This window comes from Synechococcus sp. Cu2B8-bc1011, assembly GCF_047302735.1.
Classification (GTDB): Bacteria; Cyanobacteriota; Cyanobacteriia; order PCC-6307; family Cyanobiaceae; genus Synechococcus_C.
Genome location: NZ_CP138915.1, coordinates 409,466 through 429,992 on the forward strand (window position 1 = coordinate 409,466; position 20,527 = coordinate 429,992).

Genomic DNA, 20,527 nt, shown 5'->3' on the forward strand with positions numbered 1-20,527 from the left:
TTGAAATTGAATCCATGGGTTGGGTGCTGAGTCTCGACCCCTCAGCGGTCCTTGCACCCGGCATGTTTCTGGCCCTGATCCTGGCCCTTCTCAGTGGATTCCCTGTGGCCTTCTGTCTGGGAGGGATCGGCGTGATTTTCGCGTTGCTTGGGATGCTCAGCGGCGAAATCGAACCGCAATTCGTCACGGCGCTTCCCCAACGGATTTTGGGAATCATGGGCAACTTCACGTTGCTAGCGATCCCCGCTTTCGTGTTTATGGGGTCGATGCTGGAAAGCTCAGGCATTGCTGAACGCTTGCTCGAGAGCATGGGTCGCCTTCTGGGACGCCTACGCGGTGGACTGGCCCTCGCCGTGGTGCTCGTCGGCTCACTGCTGGCCGCCACCACCGGTGTGGTCGCGGCAACCGTCACCACCATGGGAATGATTTCCTTGCCGGCCATGTTGAAGGCTGGCTACGACAAAACTCTGGCCACTGGAGTGATCGTGGCATCGGGAACCCTGGGCCAGATCATCCCTCCAAGCATCGTGCTCGTGGTCCTCGGCGATCAGTTGGGAATCTCAGTGGGAGACCTGTTCATGGGCGCCTTACTGCCTGGCCTGCTGATGGCCGCAGTGTTTGCGATCTATGTGCTGATCATCAGCGCGATCAAGCCTGAACTTGCACCCCAACTTCCTCAAGCTGAGCTGGGCGCCAGCCAGCCTCTACAGCTGGTGCAATCGATGGTGCCGCCCTTGTCCTTAATCCTGATTGTGTTGGGGAGCATCTTTTTCGGCATCGCCACCCCAACGGAAGCGGGCGTGATTGGTGCGGTGGGCGCGATCCTTCTGGCCGCTCTCAATGGAGGCTTCAGCCGCAAACAATTATCCAAGGTTTGCGAGAACACGATGAGAACCACGGCCATGGTGATGGCCATCCTGCTGGGATCGACCGCCTTCAGCCTTGTTTTCCGAGGAGTCGGCGGCGATCACCTCATCGCTGATGTGCTCCTCAACCTCCCAGGAGGTCGGATTGGATTCCTGATCTTCAGCATGCTGATCATCTTTTTGCTCGGCTTCTTCATCGATTTCTTTGAAATCGCATTCATTGCTGTGCCGTTGCTTTTGCCAGCAGCACGGCAGCTGCTGGGCCCCGATGCTCTGATTTGGTTTGGCGTCATGATCGGGGCCAATCTGCAAACGTCATTCCTCACACCACCCTTCGGATTCGCGCTCTTCTATCTCCGCGGCGTCGCACCAAAGGACGTGAAAACCCGGGATATCTATCGGGGGGCCTTGCCTTTCGTTAGCTTGCAGGTGGCCGTTTTGGCTTTGATCATCGCCGTACCTGGCCTCGTGGACTGGTTACCGCGCCTCGCTGCTGCGATGGCGCCCATGTCACTGACCTGACGTTCTCCGTAGAGTTCAGGTCAGCGAGTAACTGCCATGGCCACCTCCAGCTTGAAGCCATCAGTGACTGCGGCAAGCACCGGTCCGAAGCTCTCCCTCCAATCCGAAATGATTGCTGCTGACAGCAGCACGATTCGCTCCCTTGACTGGGAGAGAAGCCGTTTCGATATTGAATTCGGCCTGCGCAACGGCACCACCTACAACGCGTTCCTTGTACGGGGTGAACGCACGGCCTTGATTGACACGAGTCACGCCAAATTCCGCGACACCTGGCTGCCGCTTTTAAAGGAGCAAATCGATCCCCAGCAGATCGATCACCTGATCGTGAGCCATACCGAACCAGACCACTCAGGACTGATTGGGGATCTAATTGACCTGAACCCTGAGATCGAGATTGTTGGATCCAAGGTGGCGATTCAATTTCTGAAGGACCAGGTGCATCGCCCGTTCCACTCCCGAGCCGTGAAAAGCGGAGAAGAGCTCGATCTCGGCATCAACCCTGAGAGCGGCGTGCAGCATCGCTTTGAGTTTTTAAGTGCACCCAACCTGCACTGGCCGGACACGATTTTTTCATTTGACCACGGCAGCGGAATCCTCTACACCTGCGATGCCTTTGGGCTGCACTACTGCTCGGAAGACGTCTTTGACAGCGATCCTGGCGCCATCGCCCCGGATTTCCGCTTCTACTACGACTGCTTGATGGGGCCCAATGCCCGCAGCGTGCTTCAAGCCCTGAAGCGTATGGATGGTCTGCCCGAGATCAACACCATCGCGGTAGGTCACGGCCCGTTGCTTCGCCATCACCTCAGCCACTGGATCAGCGATTACCGCGAATGGAGCGGACAACGCAATAAAGGCGAAAGTTACGCAGCCGTTTGTTATTTGAGTCAATACGGCTTCTGTGACCGCCTCAGTCAGGCCATCGCCCATGGCATCGGCAAGACCGACGCCCAGGTTCAACTTGTTGATCTACGCGCCACCGATGCCCAAGAGCTCACAGCCCTGATCAGTGAAGCCAAGGCCGTGGTGGTGCCAACCTGGCCAGCGAACGCGGATGCTGAGCTGCAAAGCAGCATCGGAACCTTATTAGCTGCCTTGCATGGCAAACAAATCGTTGGCGTCTACGACGCTTTTGGTGGAGATGACGAGCCGATCGATTCTGTGGCTGGACAACTACGCAGCCAGGGACAGAAGGAAGCCTTTTCCCCCCTCCGCATTCGCCAACTTCCTCAAGGGGGCGACTATCAGCGCTGCGAAGAATCAGGCACCGACCTTGGCCAGTTGTTGACACGCGACAAAACGATCGCAGCCATGAAAAGTCTGGACGGCGATCTCGACAAAGCTCTTGGTCGTCTCAGCGGTGGGCTTTATGTGGTCACTGCGAGTCAGGGCGAAGGCGAAAGCCTGCGCCGTAGTGCGATGGTGGCGAGCTGGGTCAGTCAGGCCAGCTTTACCCCACCAGGGATCACCGTGGCCGTCGCCAAAGACAGGGCGATCGAAGCTTTGATGCAGGTTGGCGACCAATTCGTGCTGAATATCCTCCGAGAGGACAACCATCAACAACTGCTTAGACATTTTCTTAAGCGCTTCCCACCCGGCGCCGACCGTTTCGCCGGCATCAATGTGCTGGAGGAGGAGGCCGAAGGCGGCCCCGTCCTCGGAGATGCACTGGCCTACCTGGGTTGCCGCGTCGAACAACGCATGGAAGGCCCCGATCACTGGGTGATCTATGCCGTGGTGGAGCAGGGAAACGTGGCTGATGCCAACGCCATGACAGCCGTCCATCACCGCAAAGTTGGGAACCACTACTAATGGCAACATCCAACCTCGAGGCCTCTGCAGCAGCAACGCGGCAAGTGATCAGCCTGCCCATCGATGACGGACTCACTTGCCTGCGGGGTCTGAGTCCTCAACGGCTCCGATTCGAATTGGAATATGCGCTGGAACGGGGCAGCACTGCCAACAGTTTTCTGTTTGATGCCGGCACGGATGGCGAGGGCCATCATCAGACCGCACTTCTGGTGCATCCTCCAGGCAAGGCCTACGACAAGGCCTTCCTCCCGGCTCTTGCCGGCCTGCTTCCCGCCGAAACCACCGAACTCAAGGTTGTGGTTGGCCACGTCAACCCCAACAGGGTGGCGCTGCTTCGTGATCTGGCAGGCCTCTACCCCGCACTGGAACTGATTGCCTCGAACGCTGGAGCCAAGCTCCTGGGAGAACTCTGGTCACAACGCAAACCTGCAGCGCCAGGTCAGGCGAGCGAACAACCAGCCATCCCCGAACTGCCAGCCATTCAGGTGATCCGCCAAGAGCAAACCCTGCCTCTCAGCCATCGGCACCAGCTTCAACTCGTTCCCGCGCCCACCCCCCGATGGCCCGGGGGTCTGCTGGCGTTTGAACAGTCGCTCGGACTTCTGATGAGCGGCAAGCTGTTTTCAGCGCACATCTGCACCCACGAATGGGCTGAGTCCGGACGCAGTGCAACGGAAGAAGAGCGACGTCACTTTTATGACTGCCTCATGGCACCGATGGCAGGCCAGGTGGACTCCCTTGTAGAGCGCCTTGAAGAGCTGGACATCACCACGGTGGCTCCTGGCCACGGTCCAGCCATCGACACAAGCTGGCGCAGTTTGTTCAATGACTATCGACGCTGGGGAGAAAGCCAACAACAAGCAAGCTTGTCCGTTGCACTCCTCTTTGCCAGTGCTTACGGAAACACGGCTGCCATCGCTGATGCTTTAGCTCAAGGTGTTGGTCGCACTGGGATTCGAATCACCAGTCTCAACTGTGAATTCACACCTCCCAACGAACTGATCAACACGATCAAACAAGCAAACGGCATCTTGATCGGCTCACCAACGCTCGGTGGCCATGCGCCAACGCCGATCGTCTCCGCCTTAGGGACGCTCCTTGCCGAAGGAGACCGCAGTAAACCCGTGGGCGTCTTTGGCAGCTTTGGCTGGAGCGGTGAAGCCATCGACCTGCTGGAAAACAAGCTTCGTGACGGCGGATTTCACTTTGCATTCGACCCGATCCGGGTGAAGTTCAGTCCCGACGCAGCGATGATTCGAACCCTCGAAGAAACCGGCACCCGATTCGGCCGCGAGTTGCATCGGGAGCAACGCAAACAGCAACGCCGCAGCGGAGGCGGGCTTAGTGAAAGCCGCAGTGACCCTGCCGTGCTGGCCCTGGGTCGGGTCGTGGGATCTCTCTGTGTTCTTACCGCGCGAAAGGGTGCACTCTCCGGCGCCATGATTGCGAGCTGGGTCTCCCAAGCCAGTTTCACGCCACCGGGATTCACCGTTGCAGTCGCCAAGGATCGAGCCGTTGAGGCCCTTCTGCATATCGGCGATTGCTTTGCTTTAAACGTGCTTGCCGAAGGGCGCGAGAGCGGGCCCATGAAGCAATTCCTCCAACCGTTTGAGCCTGGAGCCGATCGCTTTGCCGGGCTGGAACTGAAAGCCAGCCCCCATGAACAGCCCTTGCTCCCAGAGGCCTTGGCGTGGATGGAAGCAACGGTGAAACAACGTATGGAATGCGGGGATCACTGGCTGATTTACGCCGAGGTCTCCCATGGAGGAGTACTCGATTCCAAAGCCGATACGGCGGTGCATCAACGGCGCAGCGGCGCGAACTACTAACGGACTGCGCCAATCAGACCCAGCAACCCTGAGCGCTAACTCATAGCGAGTATGAGATAGCGCTAGTATCAAATGATCGACCAATCAACCTATGGATCTTTCCAAGCCCTCTACCCAGGCCAACCTCGAAGCCGCCTTTGGCGGCGAAAGCATGGCCAATCGCAAATACCTGTTCTTTGCCGATGTCGCCAAGAAGCTCGGTCGCAGCGATCTCGCCAAGCTCTTCCGTGACACCGCCGCCCAAGAAACAGAACACGCGTTTGCACACTTCCGCCTGCTGCACCCTGAGCTTGTTGTTACTGACCCCGCCGCGCTTAGCGAGGAGGGCAAACAGGCCTTGCTCACACGCTGCTTAGAGCTTGCCATCGAGGGCGAAACCTACGAATACACCACCATGTATCCGGAGTTTGCCCAGCAAGCCCGCAACGATCGTGATCATGGAGCAGAAGCGGAGTTCAACGAACAGACCAGCGAATCCAAAGATCACGCAGGCATGTTTAAAACAGCTGCCAAAAACTTCGGCCTGCTCACGCCCATCGAACAGCACCATGCCGAGTCCTATGGCGTTGCCCTTGAAGCACTACAAGGCAAAGGCCAAGCGGGTCAGGCCGATGAGCCCGTACCGGGCAAATGGATCTGCAAGGTGTGCTCGATGATTTATGACCCCGCTGAAGGCGATCCCGACTCCGGAATTGAGCCCGGAACCCCCTTCGAAGCGATTCCAGATGATTGGTCCTGCCCGATTTGCGGTGTTCGCAAAGCCAGCTTCGTGCCCTATCGGGAAGCGGAATTGAAGTCCGCCTAACGCCCGCCCCAGGCGTGCAGATCATCCAGCACTGGCAATACTCACGACCGAGGTCCGTCAACGCGTAGTCCACCCTTGGCGGCACCTCGGGATCATCGTTCGCACCACGATCTACGCCTGCAACGGTGGAGCCACAAAGAGCAGTCCTTACTGCGACGGCAGCCACGACCTGAAGGCGAAGACATCAGGCAAAATTCAGCGTGCATGGTGGAAATTCTGGGCATGAACAAAACAAAAACAAGCGATGTCTTGGTGATCACCGCAAGCAACGGCGAAAACCTCAAGCTGGCCCAGCGCTTCGTTGAAACGGCGGGAAACCTAGGCCAATCGGCAGAGCTACTCGATCTCACAACCATCGACCTGCCCTTATTCACCCCCAGAGCTCAAACGCAAGGCACACCGGAGGCGATCGCCCCCCTGGAGGCCCAACTCATGGCCTCCCCCCGCTGGGTGATCTGTGCACCCGAATACAACGGCTCGATTCCGCCCTGCCTCACCAATGCGATTGCCTGGCTTTCTGTGCAAGGCGACAACTTTCGGGCGCTCTTCAATAGCCGGCCAATCGTCATCGCCACTTTCTCCGGAGGCGTGGGCTTGGAACTGCTCCTATCACTTCGCATCCAGCTCACCCATCTCGGGGCCGAAGTGGTGGGTCGTCAATTGGTCAGCAATCACGCCAAACCAGCCAAGGACGACACCATTCAGGACTTACTGCATCGCCTAGGACAGAAACAGGCCCCCCAATGACGCCTCCCTCCAACACCTGCCATCCATCGCTGGTCTTTCGTCCAGCACAAGAGCGCTTCCATAGCGCCAACAACTGGCTGGAGTCATGGCATAGCTTTTCCTTCGCGGGTCATCACGATCCCAACTGGATGGGCTTCGGGCCTCTACGCGTCATCAATGTCGACACGATTTCTGCCGGTCGGGGATTTGGCATGCATTCCCATCACGACATGGAGATCATCACGGTGATGATCGAGGGGGAGCTCCAACACCAGGATTCGGCCAAAAACCACAGCGTCATTCAGGCTGGAGATGTGCAGCGCATGAGCGCCGGAACTGGAATCATGCACAGCGAAATCAATCAAAGCGAACAAACCTGCCGGTTGCTGCAGATCTGGATCGAACCCAGCCAGCAAGGACTCGAGCCTGCCTATGAGCAACGAACAATTGCCCTAACCGATCAGGAATGGATCCCAGTGCTGGATCCAAACAACAGCGAAGCCATGGCGATTGCGCGACCGATTCAGCTCTGGCGCCTACGGCTTGCCCAAGGCAAAAGCATCCAACTTCCAAAACTCGCCTATCCAAAGGCCTGGATTCAGATGATCAACGGCGCGATCTCGATCTCAGGTGGAACCGCTGCATCCCCATCAAATCTTTGCCAAGGCGATGGGCTTGGGTTTCATCCAACCCAAGCAAAGATGAGCCAAATCCACTCCTCGAGCAATCAGACCGACTTACTCCTATTTGGGCTGAGCTAGCCGAGTGAATTTTGATACAACAGACCCAAGCTATTTGTTGTATCAAATGCCACAAACTATGGCTGTATCAAATGCCATCAATCAACTCTCATCGCAGCTTTGACAGAACGAATCTCTCAGCGAATGATCAAACACTGACAATCAAAAACAGAATCTATAGAAAATCAGTTGCTAACGCTTAAATTTGCATTTTCGCCTTGAAATAACACCTATATCAATCCGATTCCCCAGCCTCCATGGGATTTCTTAGCGAACCACAATTCGTAGTGCGCTATCGCGGATTCATTCTGTTGCAACAACCGAATCAGAGTTGGTTGGTTCGACCAGAACGAAGCCCCATGCAACTTCTACCTTTTAGGACAGCGATCTGTTCGATCGAAGACGCAAAATCTCTTGTTGATTGGAAACTCGAAGCCAGCACCAACTTGATTGAAGCTGCCTAAGTAAATTTTTAAGCCGCTTGTGGGGGCGTGGGTGATCCATTGGGCTGCAATGGCAACACCAAAGTTGCCCAACGCTCTGGACGTTCGGGGCGTACTCGGCGGGAACGACGCACTCCAAAAGGAACGCGCACCACATTGGTGCCCTCAATGGCAAGCGTATGACCACGTCCTAATGCTGCCTGCAGGCACTCAGGGAGGTCAGGCAACTGAAGCGAATCGCCTGCAGCAGCTGGAGCCAACACCACTTGACCGTGAATGTTAGGAATGTCGTTACTCATGTTGCCTCCTGAGACGGAGCAATTGCCGATCAGTGTGCAAACAGGTCAGCATGCGTGGTTGAAATCGAAACGTTTATTTCCGATTTCAGTGAACTTACCGCATTGCAACGGGTTCGGCCATCTCTTCAACGCTGGGACACGTGCAAATCAGATTTCGATCGCCAAAGGCGTTGTCGATGCGTGCCACTGAAGGCCAAAACTTGTTGCTGGCTTGCTCAGGAAGCGGAAATGCAGCCTGCTGCCGGCTGTAGGGACGATCCCAGCTGTCAGCTGTGACCGCAGCCAAGGTGTGCGGTGCACGGCGCAGAGGGTTGTTCTCCCGATCACTGGATCCATCTTCGATTGCTGCGGCTTCGGCGCGGATCGCAATCATCGCGTCGCAGAAGCGATCCAGCTCTTCCAAACTCTCGCTTTCAGTGGGTTCCACCATCACCGTGCCCGCCACAGGCCAACTCACCGTGGGGGCGTGAAAGCCAAAGTCCATCAAACGTTTTGCCAGATCATCCACTTCCAATCCTGCGGTTCGCTTCAGGCCCCGCAGGTCAAGGATGCATTCATGGGCCACCAGCCCACTCTCCCCTCGAAACAGCACTGGGTAGTGCGCATCCAAGCGACTGGCTAAGTAGTTAGCGGAGAGAAGTGCGATGGCAGTGGCCTGACGCAGGCCATAAGGGCCCATCAAACGCAAATACATCCAGCTAATTGGCAAGATGCCTGCACTTCCCCAAGGAGCAGCGGACACGGCCTGAATGGCCTGCTCTCCTGCACAATCCATGAAGGGGTGTCCGGGCAAAAACGGCCGCAGATGCGATGCCACCCCAATTGGACCGACACCAGGCCCACCACCACCGTGAGGGATGCAAAAGGTCTTGTGCAAATTCAGGTGGCAGACATCAGCTCCAAAGGCACCAGGCCTGCATAGACCCACCTGCGCATTCAAATTGGCTCCATCGAGATACACCTGCCCACCGTGTTCATGCACGAGCGCACAGATTTCGCGAATACGAACCTCAAACACTCCGTGTGTTGAGGGATAGGTGACCATCAAGGCCGCTAGGGATGCGCTGTGCTGCTCCGCTTTGGCGCGCAAATCCTCCACATCCACATTGCCTTCGTCATCGCAGGCCACCGGCACGACGCGCATGCCCGCCATGACGGCGCTGGCTGGATTGGTGCCATGGGCACTGGTTGGGATGAGACAGACATCTCTGGAGGCCTCTCCGCGGGAGCGATGCCAGGCACGAATCACAAGCAGCCCTGCATATTCCCCCTGCGAACCGGCATTGGGCTGAAGCGACACACCTGCAAAACCGGTGAGGGCAGCCAGCCACGTTGCGAGGTCCTCAACCATGCGCTGAGACCCCTTCTGCTGATCCAGAGGAGCAAAGGGATGCATCGCCGCAAACTCCCGCCAGCTCACAGGGACAAGTTCTGAAGCCGCATTGAGCTTCATGGTGCAGCTTCCCAGGGGAATCATTCCGTGCACCAAGGAAAGATCCTTACTCACCAATCGCTGGATGTAGCGCATCAGCTCGGTTTCACTGCGGTAGCGATGAAAGACCGACTGTTGAAGCCAGGGAGCTTGGCGACAGGGAACGCCTTTCCAAAGTGCATCGCTGCTCAGCTCTCCTAGGTCGGTTGGGACAGGAGCTTCCACCGCTTGGGCCAAAACCGCGATGAGACGGCTGATCTCGTCCGAGTCCGAGAGTTCATCCAGGCTGATTCCAAATCCCTGAGCCGTCTCGACTGAGGCGCCATCGGGCAAAACACGAAGATTAATGCCTTCACCTGCTGCCAGGTGATGGACCTGCGGTGCCATCGATCCATAGACATCAAAACTGTCAAAACGAGGCGTCTCCTCAAGCGAATAGCCCAACTGACGAACCGCCTGTTCGAGCTGAGACCGAAGCGCCACAAGCTTGTGGGCCATCGCCTCCAGCCCTTCCGGGCCGTGATGGATGGCATAAAACGACGCCATCACAGCCAGCAGCACTTGGGCCGTACAAATGTTGCTCGTAGCTTTGTCGCGTCTGATGTGCTGCTCACGGGTCTGCAAGGCCAGCCGAAACGCTGGCTGACCATCAGCATCGCGAGACTGGCCGACAATTCGGCCAGGAACCTGGCGACGAAACGCATCGCGGGTGGCAAAAAAGGCAGCATGGGGACCGCCCCCGCCCATCGGCACACCAAAACGCTGGGTGCTTCCAACGGCGATGTCGGCACCGAGCTCACCAACCGGTGCGAGCAGCACCTGGGCAAGGGGGTCCACCGCCACGGTGACGAGGGCACCGCTGTTATGGGCAGCAGCGATGCAGGCGGTCGGATCCCAAAGGCGCCCACAACGCCCTGGTAGTTGGAGCAAAACCCCAAAGACATCCTCGCCCCAGCGGAACGCCTCCGGCTCCACCACATCCAGCTCCACTCCAATGGGGAGGGCCCTGGTTTGCAAAACGGCCAATGTCTGGGGCAACACAGCAGCGTCCACCAAAAATCGCTTGGCCGCCTGACGGCGACAGGTGGACAAGCTCATGGCCATTGCTTCTGCTGCGGCAGTGCCTTCATCGAGCAGCGAGGCGTTAGCGATCGGTAAGCCCGTGAGCTCGCTGATCAGGGTCTGAAAATTGAACAGTGCTTCCAGACGCCCCTGAGCGATCTCAGCTTGATAGGGGGTATAGGCCGTGTACCAAGAGGGGTTTTCCAACACCTGACGCTGGATCACCGCTGGGGTCACCGTGTCGTAGTAACCCAAGCCAATCAGCGATCGGCGCACCTGATTGGCGTCAGCCAAAGCACGCAACTCAGCCAGAGCACTGGCTTCGGTGCAACCACGGGGAAGAGCCTCAACAGGAGGCAGTGAATCAAAAATATTGGCAGGAACTACCGCGCGTAAAAACGCCTCGAGGTCCTTAAATCCAAGCGCCTTCAACATCCGTTGTTGCGCCTGCTCTCCGGGGCCGATATGGCGACTTACGAACGGGGAAAGCGGCTCAGACACCGACGCGTCAGACACACGCTGTTCAAGCAAGGTCAAAAGGCCGGTTGCGGTGACGGCGACTGTAAGGAAGTCCCCGCCGCATCGACGACCCAATCAAGCTTCCGTTATGCAGCCGCCACCTTGGCGGAGTAAGTCGCTGAATCCATCAACTCTTCAATCTGGGGAAGTTCTGACGGGCGAATAACCAGAAGCCAACCCTCTCCATGAGGATCATTTTGAAGCTCCTCAGGATTGGCTAACACTGCTTCATTGCGCTGAACCACTTTGCCCGTGATCGGCGCGTACATCTCCTCAACGGCCTTCACCGATTCCACGGTTCCAAAGCTGGTTCCACGGCTGAGATCAGCCCCCACCTCTGGCAGATCCACGAACACAATGTCGCCGAGCTGATCAACCGCATAGGCGCTCAGTCCAACCCGCACAAGCTCCGCTTCCTGCCGGACGTATTCATGACTGTCGGCGAACCGAAACTGGTCGGGGAAGTCGAAGGCCATCGGGCCAGAAGATGCGGTTGTTATCCAGTTTGCGCCAGATCAACCCAACCTGCCGTCAACAATGCGCAAAGCGCCCGAGTTAGAGCCAGCTCAACGTGGGCGCGATGGGTTCCTCCTTGCACATAGAGATTGAACGGCTCTCGCAGGGGAGCATCGGCAGAAAATTCGCTGGTGCTCCCATCGATAAAGGTGCCGCCGGCCATCACCAAATCACTGGCATAACCAGGCATCGGCGCAGGCACTGGGTCGAGATAGGAGCCCACTGGTGAGACCCCCTGGAAGGCCCGGCAAATCAATTTCAAGGCATCTGGGTCTCCAATCTGCACAGCCTGAATGAGATCACTGCGGGGCTCCCCAGCGGAGGGCTGCACTGGATAGCCAAGATCAGCGAACACAGCCGCCACCAAATCTGCACCGATCAAGGCTTCCGCCACCATCTGCGGAGCGAGAAACAAGCCCTGCAAGAGCAGGCGATGCAGGTCAAAACCACTGCCGCCCTCGCTCCCAATCCCTGGGGCCGTCAGCCGGCAGCAGGCTTGTTCCACCAACGAGGCCCGACCAGCCACGTAGCCACCAGCGGGGGCGATCGTGCCACCAAGATTCTTAATTAACGAACCAGCCACCAGGTCGGCACCAACCTCCGGAGGTTCCCGCTCCTCCACCAGCTCTCCATAACAGTTGTCTACAAAACAAACGCAATCGGGCTGCCGGGCATGAATGCGCTCACAGAGGCGTCCAATCGTGTCGATAGAGAGCGATGGGCGCCAGCTGTATCCACAGCTGCGCTGAATCAACACCAGCCGGCGGGGGGTTTCTAAAGCCGCTTCCAAAGCCGCCTCATCGACCGCTCCAGAGTCGAGCAAGGGAAGCTCGTCGTACCGCACGCCGAAGTCACGGAGAGACCCCTGCCCCTCTCCCCTCAAACCAATCACCTCTTCAAGGGTGTCGTAGGGACGGCCCGTAATCGAGAGCATCCGCTCCCCAGGGCGCAACACCCCGAATAGAGCGGCAGCAATCGCATGGGTGCCACTCACAAATTGAAGTCGGACAGCTGCAGCTTCAGCACCCAGCACCCTGGCAAAGACACGATCCAGCACCTCTCGCCCCTGATCGCCATGGCCATAGCCGCTCACAGACGCGAAATGCTGGGTCCCGACACGCTCCGCAGCAAAGGCGTTCAGCACCTTTGCCAAGCGAACCGACACGCCTGCCGTGCGTTGCTCTGCCATGGGCCTGAGCCGATCTCTCGCTTGCCAAATTCGCGCCTGCGCCCACTCCTCAACGGTCGCAGCAGCCATTGAGCGATCCTCAGGATTTGAATCCATCTCTCCTTGGTTGCACTTTTTGTGCTGAATTCTTTTACATTCGCACTTTCCAACCGACTCAAGATTCACCGGCTTCTCGTCGTCTGAATCTCTAGATCCGGTGCACGGAGACTCTTTTGGTCACATCCACCCCGGCTGACGCCAGCACCAAACGCGAGCTGCGCATTCGCGCAGCCGTGATGGCACCGCGTCAGATGCTTCCCTCACACCAGCGCCGCCTTAAAGGGGGGACCACCAGCTTCATGGTCGTGATCCATGTGCTGGCAACGGTGGCCTTACTTCCACGCTTTTGGAGCTGGCAAGGTCTGGTTGCCTTCGGCGTTTTGTATTGGATGACCGTACTGGGCGTCACCCTGGGCCTGCATCGGCTGGTGGCGCATCGCAGCTTTGAAGTGCCCGGTTGGCTGGAGCGGATTCTCGTGGTGATGGGCACCCTGGCCTGCCAGAGCGGACCGATCGATTGGGTGGCTCTGCATCGCCACCATCACCGCTTTTCAGATCAACCCAATGATCACCACGATGCGGGCCGAGGGTTGTGGTGGAGTCACAGCGAATGGATGCTCCACGACATTCCCGCCTTGAAAGAGAAGCATCGCTATGCGGGGGATTTGCTGAGTGATCGTTTTTATGTCTGGCTCGACCGCTGGTTTCTCTTGCTCCAGATTCCACTGGGGTTAGCTCTTTACTGGTATGGAGAAGCAGCAGGAGTGCACGGAGGAGGAGTTGGTCTCGTTCTATGGGCCATCCCCTTACGTCTCGCCGTTGTGTATCACGTGACTTGGCTGGTGAATTCCGCCACTCACGCCTTTGGCTATAGGAATTTCAACAGTCCTGATCTCTCACGCAACTGCTGGTGGGTGGCTGTGCTGTCCTTTGGAGAGGGCTGGCATAACAACCACCATGCCTATCCGGATAGCGCCCGCCATGGCTTGCGATGGTTCGAATTTGACATCACATGGATGCACATTCGCCTGCTTCGCAGACTCGGCCTCACCCGCAAAGTGCGACAAGCCCGCTACTCCGGCTAATCCTCTCAAGCTTCCATCAAGGGGAGACGACGGCGCAATTCCTCAAGAAATGCGGCTGGAGTCTCCCCGTTTTGACCACCCAGAACGAGATAGGTGGCGTGGAGATCGAGAAACTCCCCATCAAGCTCCTCCGCTGAATAATCACGCAGACCCGCCATGACGGCGGCGAAACGCTCCCGACGTTGGGTTTTTCCGACTGGATAAGCAGTCATCAACTGATCGCGGCACTGACGCCACGACTTCCCGCGGCACAGACAATCGGCAAGCGCTGCACTCAAGGCGGCCGCCTCGACGGGATCAATGCGCCAATCAAAACCAGGTGGCAAAGGGGCGAGGCCTACAAAGATCTCCAATAACTCGCCTGCACCCAAGGGGTTGCCATTAGCGCTGACAACAGGAACAGCGCTCACTTTGAGCACCTTGAGTAGATCGGGATGCACCTGAGCGAGATGCTCTTGGATCGGATCCAAGCCTGCATCAAGGATCGCATTGGCCTGCCCGAGAGCCAGGAACACCTCGGGGCCGGGGGAGGCAAGCTTGCCGTTGCGCAAGTTCGAAATTTGGGAATTGTGCACACGACCGAGATCGAGAGCATCCGCGAGGGCAGGCAACACCTTGTGGGACCAGCCATTGCGCTCATGCCAGACATGGATCAAGTGCGCCATCGCCCGACGGCCCTCATCGAGCCGATCCCGGTAACCCTTGGTCACATGATCAGAAACGACTTCTCCCTTCGTCACTTGATACGGATCCTTATTGGGTGTAAATTATGGACATCAAGCGGATTAGCCATGGTTTCAAGCACGATCAGAACTCCGTCGCCGCCCAGTCGGCCGGCAGCTTCGCATCTGGCAGTGGCTCAAGCAAGTCTTCTTCGTCGCCCACGCAAGGGCGAGCCTGCAACCAGCCCTAAAAATCACCAACATTCCGTCACGATTGGATTCATGATCGTGATCCACGCCCTTGCGGCGGTGGCCCTTCTGCCTGGCTTCTGGAGCTGGCCTGCTGTCACCAGCCTGCTGGTTCTGTACTGGGTTACAGCTTGCCTTGGTGTCACCCTTGGCTATCACCGCCTGCTCACACACCGATCCTTCCGCCTACCCCTTTGGCTGGAACGCTTTTTCGCAACCTGCGGGGCCCTGAGCTGCCAACACGGTCCGATCGACTGGGTGGGGCTGCATCGGCATCACCATAAGTTTTCCGATACGGATGCAGATCATCACAACAGCCATCGCGGGTTCTGGTGGAGTCACATGGGTTGGATGTTCCACCCGATCGAAGCCATGCCTGCAGTGCCTCGCCTCACCGGTGATCTCATGAGCGATCCCTATTACCGCTGGCTGAATGCCCATTTCCTCTGGCTCCAGCTCCCCCTTGGTTTGCTGTTGTTCTGGATCGGCACGGCCACAGGTGCTGGCGGTTGGGCCTTGGTGTTGTGGGGCATTCCCTTGCGCCTAGTGGTCGTCTATCACGTCACCTGGCTTGTGAACTCCGCCACCCATTGCTGGGGCAACGTCGTCTATGACAGCGGTGACGCATCACGCAACAACAAATGGGTTGCGGCGCTTACCTTCGGCGAGGGCTGGCACAACAATCACCATGCATTCCCCCACTCCGCACGCCACGGCATGCAGCCAGGTCAAATCGATCTCACCTGGGAACACATCCGCCTCTTGCGCGCCTTAGGACTCGCAACCAAGGTCCGCCTACCGGTCGCGTCGTAAACTTCGCAATCGCTTCTCATCGTCAACCTCTTCTAAATCGCCATGGCCAAGCGCGTACAAGTCGTACTCAATGAGGACATCCTCAGCCTGGGCCGCGATGGCGATCTGGTTGACGTAGCACCCGGATACGCACGCAACTTCTTGCTTCCTTTCGGCAAAGCTGTTCCCGTCACCCCAGCGGTGATGAAGCAGGTCGAGCACCGCAGGGCCAAGGAAGCTGAGCGGCAAGCCACCCTCAAGCAGGATGCTGTGGCGTTCCGCACCGCTCTCGACACGATCGGGCGGTTCACAGTGAAGAAGCAAACAGGTGGAGACGACGTGCTGTTTGGCACCGTGACCAATGGCGACGTGGCCGAAGCGATCGAATCGGCCACCAAGAAGGAAGTGGATCGCCGCGACATCACCGTTCCCGATATCCATCGCACGGGCTCCTACAAGGTGCAGGTAAAGCTGCACAGCGAAGTCACAGCAGAAATCAACCTCGAAGTCGTCAGTTATTGACTCTTGGCATGGGCTTCACGGCCAGCCAGAGTGTGAGGACTTAACGGCGCCAGTTCACTGCCATGGTGAGTGTCTCCCAACCTGATCACAGCGCGAGCGAAGGTGGGGGACAGCGGGGCTACGGCAAAGGCCGTCAACGCGACGAGCCCAATTTCGAAGCTCTACCCGACTCGCTTCCACCCCAGAACCTGGAAGCGGAAGAAGCGGTTTTGGGGGGAATTTTGTTGGATCCCGACGCCATTGGAAGGGTTGCCGACGTGCTCCAAGCCGAGGCGTTCTATCTAGGTGCCCACCGGGAGATCTTTCGGACCGCGGTGATGCTCCATAGCCAGGGCAAGCCCACCGATCTCACCGCGATGACCGCCTGGCTGGCCGATACGGGATCGCTTGAGAAAGTTGGCGGCAGCAGCCGTTTGGTGGAGCTGGTGGAACGGGTGGCATCCACAGCCTCCATCGAGCAGGTGGCTCGGCTGGTGATGGATAAGTTCCTGCGCCGGCAGCTGATCCGCTCCGGCAATGAGGTCATTCAGCTTGGCTTTGACCAAAGCCTGCCAATGGAGCAGGTGCTGGATGAGGCCGAACAGAAAATTTTTGCCATCAGCCAAGAGAAACCCTCCAAAGGCCTCACTCCCACCGCTGAAATTCTCACCAGCACCTTCAACGAGATCGAAAGCCGATCGCTTGGCACCTCGGTAGCGGGCATTCCGGTGAACTTCTACGACCTGGATGCGATGACCCAAGGCCTGCAGCGCAGCGACCTAATCATCGTGGCCGGCCGCCCAGCGATGGGCAAAACCTCGATCGTGCTCAACCTGGCCAAAAACGTGGCTCAATTGCACAACCTTCCGGTGTGCATGTTCAGCTTGGAGATGAGCAAAGAGCAACTCACCTACCGCCTGCTGTCGATGGAGGTTGGCATCGAAGCGGGCCGCCTGCGTACCGGCCGGCTGCAACAGGAGGAATGGCCCTTGCTGGGCCAAGGCATCAACACCCTGGGGCAATTACCGATGTACATCGATGACAAGCCGAACTCAGGAGTCCTTGAGATGCGCTCGCTCTGTCGCCGGCTGATGGCCGAACAAGGAAAAGAGCTTGGCCTCGTGGTGATTGATTACCTGCAGCTCATGGAGGGTTCCAGCCCCGACAATCGAGTGCAGGAGATCTCGCGGATCACCAGGGGGCTCAAGGGCATGGCCCGCGAGCTGAACGTGCCGGTAATCGCCCTCTCTCAGCTCAGCCGCGGAGTGGAATCGCGCACCAACAAACGCCCCATGCTCAGCGACCTGAGGGAATCAGGCTCAATTGAGCAAGACGCCGATCTGGTGTTGATGATCTACCGCGACGAGTACTACAACCCGGAGACCCCAGACCGAGGTATCACTGAAGTGATCGTGACCAAGCACCGCAACGGTCCCGTTGGCACCGTGAAACTACTGTTTGAGCCGCAGTTCACTCGCTTCCGCAACCTGGCGGCCTGAGCGAGGAGCCCGCTTAGGAACTAAAACAAAGAGGCTATGAGTTTCAGCCCTTCCCCCACCGAAGTCTTCGACGTGATTGTCGTAGGGGGCGGTCATGCCGGTTGCGAGGCTGCAATCACGGCTGCTCGATTGGGGTTAAGGACCGCCCTTTTTACTCTCAATCTCGACCGGATCGCCTGGCAGCCCTGTAATCCGGCCGTTGGTGGACCAGCCAAAAGCCAGCTTGTGCATGAGGTGGATGCCCTTGGTGGGGTGATTGGACGCCTCGCCGATGCCACCGCCATTCAGAAACGGATACTGAACGCCAGCCGCGGCCCTGCCGTATGGGCCCTACGCGCCCAGACCGACAAACGCCATTACTCAAGAGAGATGCTGCAACTGCTGCATCACACCCCCAACCTGGCCCTGCGCGAAGCGATGGTGACCGGCCTCGAAGTGGATGGGGATCCAGAGACAGCAGGACAGGCACGAATTACAGGGGTTCGCACCTACTTCGGTAGCGTTTACGGCGCCCAAGCCGTAGTGCTCACCGCTGGCACCTTCCTTGGCGGTCGCATTTGGGTGGGCCATCAATCGATGTCTGCCGGGCGGGCGGGCGAACAGGCCGCCGAAGGCTTAACCGACGCCTTAAAGCAGCTGGGATTCCAAACCGATCGGCTCAAAACCGGCACCCCTGCCCGCGTTGATCGGCGCAGCATTGCGCTCGACCAATTGGAAGCACAACCAAGCGATGCCGCCGATCGCTTCTTTTCGTTTGACCCCATGGCCTGGGCCAGCGGCGAACAGATGAGCTGCCACATCACCCGCACCACAGCGGCAACGCATCAACTAATTAAAGACAACCTCCATCTCACTGCGATTTACGGCGGCATCATCGACAGCAAAGGCCCACGCTATTGCCCCTCGATCGAAGACAAGATCGTGCGCTTTGCCGACAAAGACTCCCACCAAATTTTCCTGGAACCAGAGGGACGCGACACTCCAGAGATTTACGTGCAGGGCTTTTCTACGGGGTTGCCAGAAACGATCCAACTGGAACTGCTGCGCACCCTCCCAGGCTTGGAGCAATGCGTGATGCTTCGGCCGGCCTATTCCGTGGATTACGACTACCTTCCCGCCACCCAACTCAAACCCTCCCTGGAAACCAAACGGGTGCGGGGTCTGTTCAGTGCCGGGCAACTCAACGGCACCACTGGGTACGAGGAAGCCGCGGCCCAAGGCCTTGTCGCTGGGCTCAACGCCTCCCGCCTGATCGAAGGACAGGAGCCCGTGCATTTCCCGAGGGAAAGCAGCTACATCGGCACGATGATCGACGATCTGGTGAGCCAAGACTTACGCGAGCCGTACCGGGTCTTGACCAGCCGCAGTGAATACCGCCTGGTGTTGCGTGGTGATAACGCCGACCGTCGCCTCACCCCCCTGGGCCGTGAGCTTGGACTGATTGACGACCGGCGTTGGAAGCTGTTCAACGACAAGCTCCAGGCCATGGAGGACGAAAAGCAGCGCCTCGAAACAGTGCGCCTCAAGGTCAGCGACCCTGTCGCACCAAGTGTTGAGAAAGAAAGCGGAGCTCCGATCCGAGGCTCGATCACGCTCGCGGATCTCTTGCGTCGATCAGGCGTTCACAGCTCTGATCTTGTGCGCCATGGTCTAGCCGATGCCAATCTTCCCCTTGCGGTGAGAGAGGGCGCGGAAATCGACATTAAATACAGCGGTTACCTGCAGCGCCAGCAACAACAGATCGATCAAGTCAAACGCCAAAGCCTGCGCAAACTTCCCGCCGATCTCGATTACGCCAGCATCGGCACCTTGTCGCGAGAGGCGCGCGAAAAGCTCACTGCCATTCAACCCACAACTTTGGGCCAGGCCACACACATTCCTGGGGTTAGCCAAGCAGACCTCACGGCCCTGTTGCTTTGGCTGGAGCTTCAAAAACGCCGATCCCAAAAGAAAGAAGGTCTCGCCAGCAGCGTCAACTCTCGATAACTTTGCCTCAACCAAAGGTTTGCAGTGCCCTCTCGCCTCTCCACATCCACGGCGTATTGGAATCTGCGCGCTGAACAGGTCATGGACCAGGTGTTCCAAGAAGCGGAACCCTCCCTGAAGGCCGTTGAGATTCAACTGGCACCGGCAACAGATCCAGCCAATCACCCCCTTGCGGATCCTCTCCCAACAACGCCTCGCGGCACTCAGCCATGGCAGCAGCTCACCCTGATTGGCGTGACGCTCGGAGCCCTGCTCTGTAGTGCTTGGTGGGCACGCAGTTGGCAGCTGTCCGAGCAAGCCCTCTATCGCGAGCGCAATCTGGCTCTGACTGAGAAGCTCAAAGCAGGCGCCACCCCTACCTCCTCTGCTTCTGCGTCTCCCAAACCAGAGCAACCTGAGGTTGTTACGACCCTGCCCAGCCTTGAACCGCTCACGCTGCCGCTCAGTGCAGCGATTGCGCCTGTCACAGCCTTATCCGGTGCCTCCCCATCCAACTCAGAGGCAAGTGCTGTAGCGCCAGCTCCGATGAGCAAGCCTGCTCTCGTGGGAGTTGTGCACGCTGAAGTGGGGGGATCGGCCATCTTCCAATTAGACAACCAATCGCTCTCTGCAACACCTGGCGACAGCATCGGCAACAGTGGCTGGTCATTGCTGAGCATTTCCAGCACAGGTGCCGTGATTGAACGCAACGGTGCACGCGAATCCCTCTCGATCGGAGGCGCTTTCTAAACAAAAAGATCCAATCAACGATCTGCCAATGTCCCCAATTCACTCAAAACAAACCACGCAGAAACCTAAAAGCCCTCAATAGTTTTGGCTGAAAAGCAAACACAACACAAGGGGAAGTGGTTCTTGAAAGAGTGCCTCTCAAAAGCACTATTAGCCACCCATAAGTTCTCGGATCGACTGTTTTAAAGCGTTGCATTCTCTCGAATGAGAGATACAACGAATTGA

At 57.8% G+C, this 20,527-nt stretch carries 18 protein-coding genes; 13 read left to right on the top strand and 5 right to left on the bottom strand.

The window, feature by feature from the left end; all coding sequences use genetic code 11:
- The first annotated feature begins 14 nt into the window (after positions 1-14).
- The 7 genes from SIC18_RS02160 to SIC18_RS02190 all read left to right on the top strand — a co-directional run bounded on the left by SIC18_RS02160 (position 15) and on the right by SIC18_RS02190 (position 7,764).
- On the top strand, positions 15-1,388 hold the full coding sequence (locus tag SIC18_RS02160; protein ID WP_413430055.1) for a TRAP transporter large permease: 1,374 nt from the start codon (positions 15-17) through the stop codon (positions 1,386-1,388).
- Between the two features lie 36 nt (positions 1,389-1,424).
- Entirely contained in the window at positions 1,425-3,200 is a 1,776-nt protein-coding gene (locus SIC18_RS02165) for a diflavin flavoprotein (protein ID WP_413430056.1), read from the top strand.
- Positions 3,200-5,029: a diflavin flavoprotein gene (locus tag SIC18_RS02170; protein WP_250395002.1), complete on the top strand. Its 1,830-nt coding sequence runs from the start codon at positions 3,200-3,202 to the stop codon at positions 5,027-5,029. Before SIC18_RS02165 ends, SIC18_RS02170 begins: the two co-directional genes overlap by 1 nt.
- Before the next feature lie 91 nt (positions 5,030-5,120).
- Positions 5,121-5,834: a rubrerythrin family protein gene (locus SIC18_RS02175; protein ID WP_048347479.1), complete on the top strand. Its 714-nt coding sequence runs from the start codon at positions 5,121-5,123 to the stop codon at positions 5,832-5,834.
- A 204-nt stretch (positions 5,835-6,038) separates the two neighbouring features.
- Positions 6,039-6,581 (top strand): NADPH-dependent FMN reductase, encoded by a 543-nt coding sequence (locus SIC18_RS02180; protein ID WP_250395006.1) that lies wholly within the window; start codon positions 6,039-6,041, stop codon positions 6,579-6,581.
- Positions 6,578-7,321, top strand: a complete 744-nt coding sequence (locus SIC18_RS02185; protein WP_413430057.1) for a pirin family protein — start codon at positions 6,578-6,580, stop codon at positions 7,319-7,321. The genes SIC18_RS02180 and SIC18_RS02185 overlap by 4 nt, the downstream gene beginning before the upstream one ends.
- Positions 7,322-7,557: 236 nt before the next feature.
- The gene (locus tag SIC18_RS02190; protein WP_048347481.1) at positions 7,558-7,764 is read left to right on the top strand and encodes a hypothetical protein; all 207 of its coding nucleotides are present in this window, start codon (positions 7,558-7,560) and stop codon (positions 7,762-7,764) included.
- A gap of 8 nt (positions 7,765-7,772) precedes the next feature.
- On the opposite strand, the gene SIC18_RS02195 is transcribed toward SIC18_RS02190, so the two are convergent.
- The 4 genes from SIC18_RS02195 to SIC18_RS02210 all read right to left on the bottom strand — a co-directional run bounded on the left by SIC18_RS02195 (position 7,773) and on the right by SIC18_RS02210 (position 12,760).
- Positions 7,773-8,042 (bottom strand): hypothetical protein, encoded by a 270-nt coding sequence (locus SIC18_RS02195; RefSeq protein WP_048347482.1) that lies wholly within the window; start codon positions 8,040-8,042, stop codon positions 7,773-7,775.
- 94 nt (positions 8,043-8,136) lie between these two features.
- Positions 8,137-11,073, bottom strand: coding sequence for an aminomethyl-transferring glycine dehydrogenase (gene gcvP / locus SIC18_RS02200; RefSeq protein ID WP_413430058.1), 2,937 nt, complete (start codon positions 11,071-11,073; stop codon positions 8,137-8,139).
- A 68-nt stretch (positions 11,074-11,141) separates the two neighbouring features.
- Positions 11,142-11,531: a glycine cleavage system protein GcvH gene (gcvH, locus tag SIC18_RS02205; protein ID WP_048347484.1), complete on the bottom strand. Its 390-nt coding sequence runs from the start codon at positions 11,529-11,531 to the stop codon at positions 11,142-11,144.
- Between the two features lie 20 nt (positions 11,532-11,551).
- Complete coding sequence (locus SIC18_RS02210) at positions 11,552-12,760, bottom strand: aminotransferase class I/II-fold pyridoxal phosphate-dependent enzyme (RefSeq protein ID WP_413430487.1); 1,209 nt, start codon at positions 12,758-12,760, stop codon at positions 11,552-11,554.
- Between the two features lie 275 nt (positions 12,761-13,035).
- Between SIC18_RS02210 and SIC18_RS02215 the strand changes: the two genes are divergently transcribed.
- Positions 13,036-13,884, top strand: coding sequence for an acyl-CoA desaturase (locus tag SIC18_RS02215; protein WP_371190341.1), 849 nt, complete (start codon positions 13,036-13,038; stop codon positions 13,882-13,884).
- A gap of 5 nt (positions 13,885-13,889) precedes the next feature.
- Here SIC18_RS02215 and SIC18_RS02220 read toward each other — a convergent pair whose 3' ends face one another.
- A complete protein-coding gene (locus SIC18_RS02220) occupies positions 13,890-14,624 on the bottom strand; it encodes a hypothetical protein (RefSeq protein ID WP_084764116.1) in 735 nt (244 codons plus the stop codon).
- Between the two features lie 51 nt (positions 14,625-14,675).
- Between SIC18_RS02220 and SIC18_RS02225 the strand changes: the two genes are divergently transcribed.
- The 5 genes from SIC18_RS02225 (at position 14,676) to SIC18_RS02245 (ending at position 20,302) form a co-directional block, all read left to right on the top strand.
- Positions 14,676-15,608, top strand: coding sequence for an acyl-CoA desaturase (locus SIC18_RS02225; protein WP_250395000.1), 933 nt, complete (start codon positions 14,676-14,678; stop codon positions 15,606-15,608).
- A gap of 42 nt (positions 15,609-15,650) precedes the next feature.
- A complete protein-coding gene (rplI, locus tag SIC18_RS02230) occupies positions 15,651-16,109 on the top strand; it encodes a 50S ribosomal protein L9 (RefSeq protein ID WP_048347487.1) in 459 nt (152 codons plus the stop codon).
- A gap of 62 nt (positions 16,110-16,171) precedes the next feature.
- Positions 16,172-17,587: a replicative DNA helicase gene (gene dnaB, locus SIC18_RS02235; protein WP_048347488.1), complete on the top strand. Its 1,416-nt coding sequence runs from the start codon at positions 16,172-16,174 to the stop codon at positions 17,585-17,587.
- 36 nt (positions 17,588-17,623) lie between these two features.
- Positions 17,624-19,573 (top strand): tRNA uridine-5-carboxymethylaminomethyl(34) synthesis enzyme MnmG, encoded by a 1,950-nt coding sequence (gene mnmG, locus SIC18_RS02240; protein WP_413430059.1) that lies wholly within the window; start codon positions 17,624-17,626, stop codon positions 19,571-19,573.
- Positions 19,574-19,597: 24 nt separating this feature from the next.
- Entirely contained in the window at positions 19,598-20,302 is a 705-nt protein-coding gene (locus SIC18_RS02245; protein WP_413430060.1) for a DNA polymerase III subunit beta, read from the top strand.
- Positions 20,303-20,527 lie beyond the last annotated feature (225 nt).

Excerpts from the sequence above, each read along its gene's own strand:
- SIC18_RS02160 (WP_413430055.1), top strand. The coding sequence starts at position 15 with ATGGGTTGGGTGCTGAGTCTCGACCCCTCAGCGGTCCTTGCACCCGGC.
- SIC18_RS02165 (WP_413430056.1), top strand. The coding sequence starts at position 1,425 with ATGGCCACCTCCAGCTTGAAGCCATCAGTGACTGCGGCAAGCACCGGT.
- SIC18_RS02170 (WP_250395002.1), top strand. The coding sequence starts at position 3,200 with ATGGCAACATCCAACCTCGAGGCCTCTGCAGCAGCAACGCGGCAAGTG.
- SIC18_RS02175 (WP_048347479.1), top strand. The coding sequence starts at position 5,121 with ATGGATCTTTCCAAGCCCTCTACCCAGGCCAACCTCGAAGCCGCCTTT.
- SIC18_RS02180 (WP_250395006.1), top strand. The coding sequence starts at position 6,039 with ATGGTGGAAATTCTGGGCATGAACAAAACAAAAACAAGCGATGTCTTG.
- SIC18_RS02185 (WP_413430057.1), top strand. The coding sequence starts at position 6,578 with ATGACGCCTCCCTCCAACACCTGCCATCCATCGCTGGTCTTTCGTCCA.
- SIC18_RS02190 (WP_048347481.1), top strand. The coding sequence starts at position 7,558 with ATGGGATTTCTTAGCGAACCACAATTCGTAGTGCGCTATCGCGGATTC.
- SIC18_RS02195 (WP_048347482.1), bottom strand. The coding sequence starts at position 8,042 with ATGAGTAACGACATTCCTAACATTCACGGTCAAGTGGTGTTGGCTCCA.
- gcvH (WP_048347484.1), bottom strand. The coding sequence starts at position 11,531 with ATGGCCTTCGACTTCCCCGACCAGTTTCGGTTCGCCGACAGTCATGAA.
- SIC18_RS02210 (WP_413430487.1), bottom strand. The coding sequence starts at position 12,760 with ATGGCAGAGCAACGCACGGCAGGCGTGTCGGTTCGCTTGGCAAAGGTG.
- SIC18_RS02215 (WP_371190341.1), top strand. The coding sequence starts at position 13,036 with ATGGCACCGCGTCAGATGCTTCCCTCACACCAGCGCCGCCTTAAAGGG.
- SIC18_RS02225 (WP_250395000.1), top strand. The coding sequence starts at position 14,676 with ATGGTTTCAAGCACGATCAGAACTCCGTCGCCGCCCAGTCGGCCGGCA.
- rplI (WP_048347487.1), top strand. The coding sequence starts at position 15,651 with ATGGCCAAGCGCGTACAAGTCGTACTCAATGAGGACATCCTCAGCCTG.
- dnaB (WP_048347488.1), top strand. The coding sequence starts at position 16,172 with ATGGTGAGTGTCTCCCAACCTGATCACAGCGCGAGCGAAGGTGGGGGA.
- mnmG (WP_413430059.1), top strand. The coding sequence starts at position 17,624 with ATGAGTTTCAGCCCTTCCCCCACCGAAGTCTTCGACGTGATTGTCGTA.